9 protein-coding genes are annotated in these 10,945 nt (G+C 43.4%); 3 read left to right on the top strand and 6 right to left on the bottom strand.

Going from position 1 to position 10,945, the window contains the following annotated elements:
- Positions 1 to 31: 31 nt before the first annotated feature.
- Together WH96_RS21510 and WH96_RS15860 are read left to right on the top strand one after the other, a co-directional pair.
- A complete protein-coding gene (locus WH96_RS21510; protein ID WP_053006018.1) occupies positions 32 to 1,066 on the top strand; it encodes a siderophore-interacting protein in 1,035 nt (344 codons plus the stop codon).
- A gap of 212 nt (positions 1,067 to 1,278) precedes the next feature.
- Positions 1,279 to 3,450, top strand: a complete 2,172-nt coding sequence (locus WH96_RS15860) for an OsmC domain/YcaO domain-containing protein (protein WP_047765185.1) — start codon at positions 1,279 to 1,281, stop codon at positions 3,448 to 3,450.
- A gap of 97 nt (positions 3,451 to 3,547) precedes the next feature.
- Here WH96_RS15860 and WH96_RS15855 read toward each other — a convergent pair whose 3' ends face one another.
- Positions 3,548 to 3,775: an amphi-Trp domain-containing protein gene (locus WH96_RS15855; protein ID WP_082130529.1), complete on the bottom strand. Its 228-nt coding sequence runs from the start codon at positions 3,773 to 3,775 to the stop codon at positions 3,548 to 3,550.
- 232 nt (positions 3,776 to 4,007) lie between these two features.
- Positions 4,008 to 5,030 carry a LacI family DNA-binding transcriptional regulator gene (locus WH96_RS15850; protein ID WP_047765183.1) on the bottom strand — a complete coding sequence of 341 codons (1,023 nt, stop codon included), beginning with the start codon at positions 5,028 to 5,030 and terminating at the stop codon, positions 4,008 to 4,010.
- Between the two features lie 133 nt (positions 5,031 to 5,163).
- Here WH96_RS15850 and WH96_RS15845 point away from each other — a divergent pair, with 133 nt between their 5' ends.
- Positions 5,164 to 6,300 carry a phytanoyl-CoA dioxygenase family protein gene (locus WH96_RS15845; RefSeq protein ID WP_047765182.1) on the top strand — a complete coding sequence of 379 codons (1,137 nt, stop codon included), beginning with the start codon at positions 5,164 to 5,166 and terminating at the stop codon, positions 6,298 to 6,300.
- Between the two features lie 9 nt (positions 6,301 to 6,309).
- Here the strand turns inward: WH96_RS15845 and WH96_RS15840 are convergent, their stop codons facing one another.
- The 4 genes from WH96_RS15840 to iolD are packed head-to-tail and all read right to left on the bottom strand — an operon-like array spanning position 6,310 to position 10,878.
- Complete coding sequence (locus WH96_RS15840) at positions 6,310 to 7,140, bottom strand: class II fructose-bisphosphate aldolase (protein WP_047765181.1); 831 nt, start codon at positions 7,138 to 7,140, stop codon at positions 6,310 to 6,312.
- A complete protein-coding gene (locus WH96_RS15835; protein WP_047765180.1) occupies positions 7,137 to 7,979 on the bottom strand; it encodes a 5-deoxy-glucuronate isomerase in 843 nt (280 codons plus the stop codon). Before WH96_RS15835 ends, WH96_RS15840 begins: the two co-directional genes overlap by 4 nt.
- 32 nt (positions 7,980 to 8,011) lie before the next feature.
- The gene (iolC, locus tag WH96_RS15830) at positions 8,012 to 9,010 is read right to left on the bottom strand and encodes a 5-dehydro-2-deoxygluconokinase (RefSeq protein ID WP_047765179.1); all 999 of its coding nucleotides are present in this window, start codon (positions 9,008 to 9,010) and stop codon (positions 8,012 to 8,014) included.
- On the bottom strand, positions 9,007 to 10,878 hold the full coding sequence (iolD, locus tag WH96_RS15825) for a 3D-(3,5/4)-trihydroxycyclohexane-1,2-dione acylhydrolase (decyclizing) (protein ID WP_047765178.1): 1,872 nt from the start codon (positions 10,876 to 10,878) through the stop codon (positions 9,007 to 9,009). Before iolD ends, iolC begins: the two co-directional genes overlap by 4 nt.
- Between the last annotated feature and the right edge of the window lie 67 nt (positions 10,879 to 10,945).

The raw sequence follows: 10,945 nt of genomic DNA, 5'->3' as shown, positions 1-10,945 counted from the left end.
ATTCTAAACTCTAAATTATAATAGGCGAACCATGTTTCAGTCTTCCCTTAGTCTTTCTTTTCCCGATGCTGATCAACATCTTGAAGCACAGGTTCGGCACATTGAGCAGCATGAACTACAAGCAGAGAAGCATAATGATAATAGCTTTTCCATTAGAAGCGAGTATGGCCTGTTACGGCTTTCAGCAACCAAAGATCAAATGAGTTTGGTCGTGGAAACTGACAGAGATGACGGGCTTGATATTATGCGTGATTTTGTTGCTGATTATTTGGTGGAACACATGCCCGGAATCAAGCTTTCTGATTTGGTTTGGAGTGGTAATAAAATTGTCGTGGGAACACCTGCTAACTTTCGGACGATGAAAGTCGTCAAACGAGTGATTCTTAACGAAGGGATGCTACGGTTGACTTTAGCAGGGAATGATCTTGATCTCTTTGAGGATGGGGGCCTACATTTTCGGCTTTTGTTACCTAAAAAACCAAACAAAAAACCTGTATGGCCAATCAGGCTCACATCAGGAAAAGTACAATTTCCCGAAGGACAAGATGAATTGCACAACCGTGTTTATACCGCACGTTATATCCGATCTGATCAGGGGGAAATGGATTTTGATTTGGTGCGACATAAAGGAGGTGTTGCGGCCGACTGGGCTGAAAGCGTTTCGGAGGGAACAACCGTTGGTATTATGGGACCAGGCGGGGGCAGTTACATCAATAACAATTGGCTGTTAATGGGGGGCGATGAAACTGCCCTACCTGCCATTTCCCGAATTTTGGAACGATGTTCTCCAGATACGAAAGGACAAGTGTATCTTTCAACACGAAAGCAAAATTATCAGATTGATCTTCAAAAACCTGATGGCGTAGAAATCTCATGGCTGCAAAGTAATGGTGATAACGAGCTTTCATCCGCAATCATTGATACCGTTTTGCCTGATGATGAAGATATATATGTCTGGTTTGGCGGTGAACAAAATGATGCTCGAAAAATACGTAAAATATTGAAATTTAAATGGAAATTAAAGTCGACTCGATTTTATTGTGCTGCTTATTGGCAAAAAATATAAGCGATAAAATTGTATAAAAATATTTGATTAACCTTGGCAATAAATGTAATGTTTTTCCTGTAGATATTTTAGAGTTACTAATGAAGTTTCAGGGGTTGTGTACCCTCGCAACCAAATAAAAAACCTCTATCGCATGTGCGATGGGGGCTTTTTTATTTGAGGTATGAAAGCTGAAAGTAATAATGGCACATATTTAGGAAAGATATAGTTAAATGGAAATTATCGTAAATTTTTTGGACAACCTTAGACTTGAGGCTAAGTTTGACGATTTTACTATAATCACTGACCAGCCTATTCGCTATAAAGGGGATGGAACTGCGCCAAGTCCGTTTGACTATTTTTTAGCATCTTCTGCGCTATGTGCCGCTTACTTTGTGAAGGTCTATTGCCTTTCACGTGATATCCCCACAGATGATATCAGGGTTTCGCAGAATAATATTATCGATCCGGAAAACAGATACAACCAAACCTTTCAAATTCAAATTGAATTGCCAGAGGGTATTTCTGAACGAGATCGGGCGGGTATTTTAAGATCTGCCGATCGTTGCACAGTCAAAAAAGTTATCCAGCAAGGACCAGAATTTAAAATTGATCCTGTGGAAAATCTGGATGATGCGTCGTTGTTACAAAGCTATGAGAGCGATGGTAATACAACTATTCTGGGCAAAGATCTTCCTTTGGAACAAACGATTGCCAATATGACGGCTATTTTGTCGGATATTGGTATTAAAATTGAGGCTGCATCCTGGCGTAATATTGTACCGAATGTTTGGTCACTTCACATCCGCGAAGCTGCATCACCGATGTGCTATACCAATGGTAAGGGGGCAACGAAAGAAAGCGCCCTTTGTTCCGCTTTAGGGGAATATATAGAACGAATTAGCTGTAATTTCTTTTATAATGACTATTATTTTGGTGAAGAAATCGCAAATAGTGAGTTTGTGCATTATCCCAATGAAAAATGGTTTAAAGCGGGCCCAGATGATGCCTTGCCAAAAGGGTTGATGGATGAGTTCTGTATGCAACTCTATAATCCTGATAGTGAATTAAGAACGTCTCATTTAATTGATACCAATTCAGGGCAAACTGATCGCGGTATTTGTGCGCTACCATTTACACGCAGCTCAGATCAGGAAACGGTCTATTTTCCATCAAACCTGATTGAAAATCTATTTGTTAGCAATGGTATGAGTGCAGGCAATAACTTTAATGAAGCAAAGGTACAATGTCTGTCTGAAATATTTGAACGCGCTGTTAAACGGGAAATTATTGAGGAAGAAATCGTTCTTCCGGATGTGCCAAAAGAAGTTCTTGCAAAATACCCTCATATTTTGGCTGGAATAGAGGAACTTGAAGATAAAGGCTTCCCCATTTTGGTGAAGGATGCATCATTGGGTGGAAGATTTCCGGTTATGAATGTGACCCTGATGAACCCAAAAACAGGTGGTGTTTTTGCTTCTTTTGGGGCGCACCCAAGCTTTGAAGTGGCCTTGGAACGTTCCCTCACAGAACTATTGCAAGGGCGGAGTTTTGAGGGTTTGAATGATGTTCCGCTTCCGACGTTCAGCAGCCATGCAGTGAAAGAACCTGGGAATTTTGTTGAACATTTCATTGATTCTACTGGTGTTATATCGTGGAAGTTTTTTAGCACGAAACAGGATTATGATTTCTGCGAATGGGATTTTAGTGGCACGACAGAAGAAGAAAATGAATGCCTGATGAACATTCTCAAAGACCTTGGCAAAGAAGTTTATATTGCGTCCTATAATGATTTTGGGGCAACGGCTTGCAGAATTTTGGTACCTGGTTATTCAGAAGTATATCCAGCGGAGGACCTGATTTGGGATAACACCAATAAAGCATTAATTTTCAGGGAAGACATTTTAAATATTCATTCTTTAACTGATGATGAATTGGAAATTTTGCTTGAGCGGTTAGAAGAATCTGAGTTGGATCCCTATACAATCATTGCCGGTTTGATCGGGATAGAATTTGATGAAAATACAGTTTGGGGCAAGCTGGATATCCGCGAGTTGAAAATACTGATTAACCTGGCTCTTAAAGAATATGAAGAAGCAAAAGACGGCATCGGTGATTTTCTGAACTTTAATGAAAATACTGTGGAGCGTGTTTTATTTTACCGGGCATTGGATGCGGTTCTTGATATTACACTTGATGATGAATTGAATATTGATGACTTTATCCCCAATTTCACCAGAATGTACGGTTCTGACATAATGGATAACGCAGTTGGATCTGTGACGGGGAAAGTTAAATTTTATGGCCTAACAAAGACAAGTATGAAACTTGAAGGGTTAGATAAGCATCTGAAATTAATAGAAAGCTATAAAAAATTACACAAGGCGAGAGAATTCCAGCAATAGTGATATATAGTGGGATATCTTTGACACCAATTTCAGAATGGACATCGCCCATACAGTGCCCAGATAAGGGGCACTGTATGGGTCTTGTTTGAGACTGCTATTTTTCTAGGTCCCATTTGATCTGAAATTCGATTTCTTCTTCACCATCACCGCGTTCATGTTCAATATTATAAATTGCTCGAACCGGGACATAGATGCGTTCTCCTGCAATTTGAATTTCAAAGCTTTTGTTTTGTTCCAATGAATCAGCTAAGCGGCGTAACTTGGCGATGAAATCTTCTATTGGGTACGTTTTCTCAATATCTCTTTCCGGTTTCGTTGTCATACGTAAATCCTTATTTTCGCGCATATAATGCAGGGATTATCTTTAGCTGTCATTTAACAAATAAATATTCGTAGCCTTTCATGTTGAGAAAGTTGCTACATTTTAAGACATAGGAAATGTGTGCTGTAAAACAATAGCCAAATATTCAGTGACCAACTCTTTTGGGGTCGAGCTTGAAACTTTTAAAGCTTTGATATTATTTTTGTCTATAAACGGGGCCTATAAACAGGGCCTATAAACAGGGAATGTTATGCGGTGTTGCTATACCAATTTCAGAGGGAGAAATAGTAAAATCGCTTGGCAACAAGCGGTGATACCGAAGTATCAGCTGACAGGCACGTCGGGCATCCTGTCGCAGGTTGTGATATATAACGAGTGATATCTTTCCCTGTCGAAGGAGCTGCACATTATCTCTGTCGAGGTCGTGTGCAATGAAAAATTGGCAAGGTTGTTTCGTTCTTTTTATGGCCTCAAGAATTGCTTTGTTACCACCACCTGGGGAATAAACTGCGAGAATGTTCTGCTCTCGACTTAAAAGCTCTAAAGCAAGACTTTCTGTTTTTGAATTATCTCCTCGGCCTTCACTTAGCTTGAGAATTTTAATCCGCTGAGGTATGTCAGAGAAGAATGATCTAAACCCACTCTCTCGGTCTTCTTCTCCTTGGAAAATATCCCGAGAGAGGGTGAGTAGAATTTGGCCGGATTGATTTCCGAGAAAATTTTTCAACATATAGCCAGCGGTTTTACCAGATTCATAATTATCCATACCGATATAGGCGAGCCGGTTAGATCGGGCGATGTCGGTAACAAAGCTTACAACCGGAATGCCTGCCGCGACGATCTTTTGTACGGCCTGATTTATTTCTGGTACGTCAGGGATCTTTAAAATTAAGCCATGGCTTCCACGTCGGTGGATTTTGTTTAAAAGTGCTATGATCTGTGAGACAGACATAATTTCGTTGAGATGAAAGCGACAGCGAAAACTGGCAGGTCGCATGCCGGGCATTTCTTTTTCAAAGGCTTTTTTGACTTCTTTAGAGAACCTCTCTGGAGCTTCCATAATAACATCAAGTGTAAAGCGTTTCCCCGCTTGTTGTGCGGTTTGTCGCTGTTTTTCTAGTTCATTGATTGCATCTTGGACACGCAGTGCCGTTTCCTGCTTCACATTACCGCGTTTGTGAACAACACGATCAACAGTGGCAAGGCTTAGTCCTGCTTGGAAAGCAATACTTTTAAGGAGGAATTTCTGTTTCATTCTTGAGGTCTTTTTGAGGTCTTTTTTGTCTCAAATCAGAGAATACCACAGCTATTGTTTTTGGAGAAAGAAAACAACCATGCGATTTCTAAAACAAATCATCGCATGTGTGTTGAGGTGAAAGGTCGGAATAATGAATAACATTTCAATTAAAGAACAGCGCGATCACGAGGTCTGGGTATCATCGGAAGCTGGTGATTTAGAGATTTTTAGAGAGCAAACTTCACAGATAACTAAATCTGAAGACTGGCCTTATGCTCAAGATGTTATTCGAAATATCGTGGTTTATGATGGACAAAACGTGCGCGGATGGACCAAAGATCCAAAATCAAAACGAGAATTAATGGCTGAGTGGACAACAGTGTTGTCTCAAGGACCCGGTGTGCTCGTCATCAAGAGGGCTATGGCTGATTTAGTTGCTGTAGATCGCGCCACAGAGGTCTTTGAAGGTATTATTTCGGCTGAAAAAGAAACAAACCTTGCTGGTGGTGATCATTTTGCAAAGGCAGGATCAAATGATCGGATTTGGAATGCGTTGGAAAAACACTGTATCGCTGATCCTGTGAATTTTACCGATTACTATGGGAATACTACTCTGGCGATGGTGAGCGAGGCCTGGCTTGGAGCTGGTTATCAAATAACCGCGCAGGTTAATAGAGTAAACCCGGGTGGAAGTGCACAGGCTGCTCATCGTGATTATCATCTTGGGTTTATGACAAATGAACAGATGTCTAACTATCCATCTCATATTCATAAGTTGTCGCCTTTGTTGACCCTTCAAGGGGCTGTGGCTCACTGTGATATGCCTGTTGAAAGCGGCCCGACAAAATTTTTGCCTTATTCACAATTATTTCTCGAAGGGTACCTGGCATTTACGCGCCAGGAATTTCAGGATTATTTCGAAGAAAATTATGTGCAACTGCCTTTGGAAAAAGGGGATGCTGTATTCTTTAACCCCGCCCTTATGCATGCTGCAGGGGAGAATAAAACCAGTGATATCTATCGTCTAGCGAACCTGTTACAGGTTTCGTCTGCTTTTGGGCGTGCGATGGAGGTCGTTGATCGAAATAGAATGCTATCTGCCCTTTTACCCGTATTGCAATCCGCCAAGCAATCAGGAACGTTGCCTGATGACATGCTGAAAAGTGCCATTGCTGCTGCTGCAGAGGGGTATTCTTTTCCCGCTAATCTTGATCTTGATCCGCCTGTTGGTGGACTTGCACCAAAGACACAAGCTCAAAAAATTAAAGAAATCATCTTCAAGGAATAAATTTAATAATTAAGTTGCTAATAAATTTCGAATAATGCTTCTGACGGTTTGGGTAAGAGGTTCTTCGGTTTGTTTTAATATTGAAATGCGATCAAAGAGCTCTTTATCCGATGCAAGAATAGATCGAAGAGATTGACCAAAAGTCATACGGAGTTCAGTACCGATATTGAACTTAGAAATAGCTGTGTTGTGGGCAAGAAAACGGCGTGTTTCCATTGGCACACCTGATCCACCATGAATGACCAGCGGTATATCAGTGCAGGCGTCGATCTCTCTTACGGCATTAATATCTATTTCGGCAGCTTTATCCTGTTGTAGATGCACATTGCCGACAGAAACTGCCATAGCATCTACGTTGGTTTCTTCGGCAAAGCGCTTCGCATCAGTCGCAGAGGTGCTTGCCGAAGCTTCACCATTGTCATAACCAACGAAACCAATCTCGCCTTCACAGGATACCCCTGCTTTATGTGCGAGTTCCGCAATAGCTTTGGTTTCTGAGATATTTTGTGCCAAAGGTTTGCGCGAGCCATCAAACATGACAGAGGTAAAACCGTTATCAATAGCTTCCTTGCATTCATCGATGGTGTAGCCATGATCAAGATGGGCGACAACGGGAATGCCTGCTTCCTCTGCCAAGGCACGGAACATGGCACCTAAAACAGGAAGAGGTGTGTGTGCCCGACATCCGGGGCCAGCTTGTAAGATAACAGCAGCATTTTCCTGTTCTGCTGCGGTAACAAAGGCACGGGCATCTTCCCAGCCTAAAACAACAAGTCCGGGAACAGCGTATCCCTTTTTGTACGCTGGTTGCAGAACATCAGAAAGAGTGGCTAGCGTCATTTGAATTTCGCAATCATATCCTTGATACCGGGGATTGTTTCAATCTGATAGGCGTGTGTTGGTTGGAAATACTGAACCAGTGAACGCTGGCTTAACCCACCAAGAATGGTGAAGTAGTACATTTCGTACCCTGGCAGAACCGCGCAGGGATGGTAACCTTTATCCAGGCAGATCGTCGAACCATCGACAATATGGTAAGCATCACCAGGTTTATTATCTTCGCGTTGAAGCATTTGAACACCGGAACCATGATTAGGGCGGAACCTGAAGTTATAGGTTTCATCGTGCCGGGTTTCATCAGGCAGTCTGTCTGTATCGTGTTTGTGAGACGGGAAACCGGACCAACCACCTTGGCCAACGGTAAAGAGCTCACTGACCAGCAGGCGACCAACTTGACCGTGTTGTTTCTGGCCAAGGATATGTTTTATTTTTCGGTGTGTCTTGGTGTCGTCAGATCCATATTGAACCAGATCTATTTGTGCGGATCTTACGTCGAAAGGATCCAGAACCTTGTCATACTTTGCCCCGGCCACAAAAATTTCTGTTGTATCAGATTTGCAGACCATTGTTGCTTTAGCACCTGTTGGAACATAGACGCCTTCAGGCTCACCATCCCATACATCTACGCCGCGATTTCCCAGATTAATATAGTTTAGACCTTCTATCTCAACGTCGATTGTTCCTGTCGCGGGGACAACACAGGTTTCATACCCGGGAACTTGATAGGAAAAAGCTTCACCCTTTTTCAACTTGATAATATTGAAATAGTTGAGGGGAACACAGCTGTCTTCAACATCGACGATCGGCTTGTTTTGATTATCATACGGGGCAATATGCATGGTCTGTCCTTTAATTGGCCTTTGTGGGGCTTTTATTTTTTGATTTGTTCTGGTTTCTGAGGGCCGGGATGTTCTTGTAAAAACTCATCCAGCTCTTGTGGTGTTGGCATGGCCGGGGCGCAGCCCACTCTTGTAACAACGATTGCTGCAGAGGCTGATCCTCGTAATATGCATTCCTTTATCGGTAAACCTTGGGCCAGTGCCGCAATAAAGCCGCCCATAAAAGCATCCCCGGCACCCGTAGGCTTGAGGGCTTTGACCGGGTAAATTCCGGTGTGTATTTCCTCGGTGTCTGTAAAGGTAATGGCCCCTTTTTCACCCATCTTATAGACAACAATTCGCTTTGAATTTGCTGCAAGGATTTGAGCTTTTTCTAGGCCGGGATTTTCCCCTCCGGCCATAAAGTCAAATTCTTCATCATTCCCAATGATAATATCACTGAGGGCGGCAACTTTTGAATATACTTCGGATGCGATGTCAGGCGAAGGCCAAGAATAGGGACGATAATCCACATCAAAGATAATGGGTAATCCGGCTTGTTTTGCGAGAGTGATTGCGTGAAATGCTGCAGAACGTGATGGTTCCGCAGCAAAGACCGTTCCTGTGGTAATAAGAGCGGCAAAGGACGCGTAATCAACCTTTTCCACACAATCAACCGTCATTTGAAAATCTGCTGCGCCATTGCGATAAATAACGGATTGATGATCTTCGATGCGGGTTTCTGCTAATGCCAAAGAGTTTCTAAATTCACCACCAACTTGTCTTACGTAACGGTGATCAATGCCATATTTATCAAGTTGATTGAGGGCAAATCGCCCAACAGCATCGTCTGAAACTGACGTCACAAGTGATGCTTTGCTACCGTGTTTAACCAAGGCAGTAGCTATATTGGCTGACGATCCGCCGAGGGCAGCAACGAACTGTGTCGCATCTTCTGTTTTGGTGCCGGGGGGATCAGGGTAGAGATCCATCCCGGCACGCCCAAGTACGACAAAATTATTCTCTTTGATTTTCTCAAGGAAAGGGATCATACGCCTCTCCTTTGTTTGTCACGGCTGGATTCCCATTCTTTGTGTGCTTTGGTAACATTCGGATCATCACTGATATGGGGTGTTCCCACTTCCCACCATGTATGACCTTCTTTTGTCCAGCCCTCGTAAGCGTCAACTTTCATACAAATGACATAGGTTTTATCGCTAGCTTTAGCGCGGGCGAAGGCTTCACCCAGTTCTTTAGTTGTTTCCACGGTTTCTGCAATTGCGCCCATAGAGGCAGCATGGGCTTCAAAATCAACGGCAAAAGGATTTTGAATTGTTGGGCAATCAGAAAGAAGGTTGTTAAAGCTTTCATTACCCGTATTGTTTTGCAGTTTATTGATGACTGCAAAGCCGCCGTTATCGAGGGTGATGATAATCATTTTTTTCTGGCTCAGGACCGATGAATAAATGTCTGAATTCATCAAAAGGTATGATCCATCCCCTACAAAAACGATTGTATCTGCATCGGGTTCACTTTCAGCCTGTGCAATTCTGGCACCCCAACCACCAGCAATTTCATAGCCCATACAGGAAAAACCAAACTCTATATCAACTGTTCCCGTACTTAATGTACGCCAGTTTGCCGCGACTTCGGCTGGCAAACCACCTGCGGCAGCAATAACTCTGTCGCGTGGATCACAAAGCGCGTTAATGGTGCCGATGGCCTGGGCATAGGAATTGGAGCCATTATCTGGTTCAACGTTCTTCTGTACATAGGCATTCCAATTTTTTCGTTCTTCCTGCGAAAGTTTTGTCCAGCTTTCCGGTGTTTTGTAATCGTTACATTGGGTCAGAAGTTGCGACAGTGAAACTTTAGCGTCTCCAACAACAGGCAGAGATTGATGTTTACCAGCGTCGTGACGTGCAGCGTTAATCGAAATAAAGCGTGCCGAAGGGGCAAAGGCAGTCCAGGAGCCCGTTGTGAAATCCTGAAGGCGTGTTCCAACGGCTAAAATAACATCGGCTTTCTCGGCGATTGCGTTGGCAGAATTGGATCCCGTAACACCAATAGGGCCGATATTAAGTGGGTGTGTTGCGAGCATATTTGCTCTGCCAGCAATTGTCTCTACCACAGGAATATCAAACTGCTCAGCAAAGGAGGTTAGCTCAGCAACAGCGCCAGAGTATTGAACACCTCCACCTGCAATGATCATGGGACACTTGGCGCTTTTTAGTAATTCTGCTGCTTCCTGAATTTCTAGTTCATCAGGGGAAATGCGGCGAACACGGTGAACTTTTTTTGCAAAGAACGATTGCGGAAAATCATAAACCCACCCCTGAACATCCTGTGGCAAGCCAATAAATGCAGGGCCGCAATCTGCGGGATCTAGCAGTGTTGCCAATGCATTAGGCAAAGACTGAATAACTTGAGCAGGGTGGGTAATCCGGTCCCAGTATCGGGTAACGGCCTTGAAAGCGTCATTAACGCCCAGTGTCGGATTACCGAAGTGTTCAAGCTGTTGCAAGACCGGATCAGGCAAACGTGTTAAAAATGTATCGCCGCACAGCATCAGCATGGGGAGCCTGTTTGCATGGGCAAGTGCGGCTGAAGTTAACAGGTTTGTCGTTCCTGGCCCTGCAGAAGCTGTGCAGAACATAAACCGCTGACGAAGGTGTTGTTTTGCATAGGCAGCCGCTGCAAAACCCATACTTTGTTCATTTTGACCACGATAGAGAGGCAACTCTGTCTTGTAATTATTTAATGCTTCGCCAAGACAGGTGACGTTTCCATGACCAAAAATACCGAATCCGCCACCGCATAAACGCACTTCCTGTCCGTTTGTGGCAATATACTGATTGGCGAGGTAACGCACGATAGCCTGCGCGGTGGTCAGGCGAATTGTTTGTTCAGAAGTCTTCATATCTGCCTCTGCAGTCGTATGGTTATTACGTCAATTTCTGACATTGTTCGATTGTCAGTTGACCTGT

It is taken from the genome of Kiloniella spongiae (assembly GCF_001026905.1).
Classification (GTDB): Bacteria; Pseudomonadota; Alphaproteobacteria; order Kiloniellales; family Kiloniellaceae; genus Kiloniella; species Kiloniella spongiae.
The sequence above is the reverse complement of the archived record's forward strand: the minus strand, read 5'-3'. Positions and strand labels throughout refer to the sequence as shown.

Coding starts and splice junctions, on each gene's coding strand:
- WH96_RS15840 (WP_047765181.1), bottom strand. CDS start 7,140: ATGACGCTAGCCACTCTTTCTGATGTTCTGCAACCAGCGTACAAAAAG.
- WH96_RS15845 (WP_047765182.1), top strand. CDS start 5,164: ATGAATAACATTTCAATTAAAGAACAGCGCGATCACGAGGTCTGGGTA.
- WH96_RS15835 (WP_047765180.1), bottom strand. CDS start 7,979: ATGCATATTGCCCCGTATGATAATCAAAACAAGCCGATCGTCGATGTT.
- WH96_RS15860 (WP_047765185.1), top strand. CDS start 1,279: ATGGAAATTATCGTAAATTTTTTGGACAACCTTAGACTTGAGGCTAAG.
- iolC (WP_047765179.1), bottom strand. CDS start 9,010: ATGATCCCTTTCCTTGAGAAAATCAAAGAGAATAATTTTGTCGTACTT.
- WH96_RS15850 (WP_047765183.1), bottom strand. CDS start 5,030: ATGAAACAGAAATTCCTCCTTAAAAGTATTGCTTTCCAAGCAGGACTA.
- WH96_RS21510 (WP_053006018.1), top strand. CDS start 32: ATGTTTCAGTCTTCCCTTAGTCTTTCTTTTCCCGATGCTGATCAACAT.
- iolD (WP_047765178.1), bottom strand. CDS start 10,878: ATGAAGACTTCTGAACAAACAATTCGCCTGACCACCGCGCAGGCTATC.
- WH96_RS15855 (WP_082130529.1), bottom strand. CDS start 3,775: ATGACAACGAAACCGGAAAGAGATATTGAGAAAACGTACCCAATAGAA.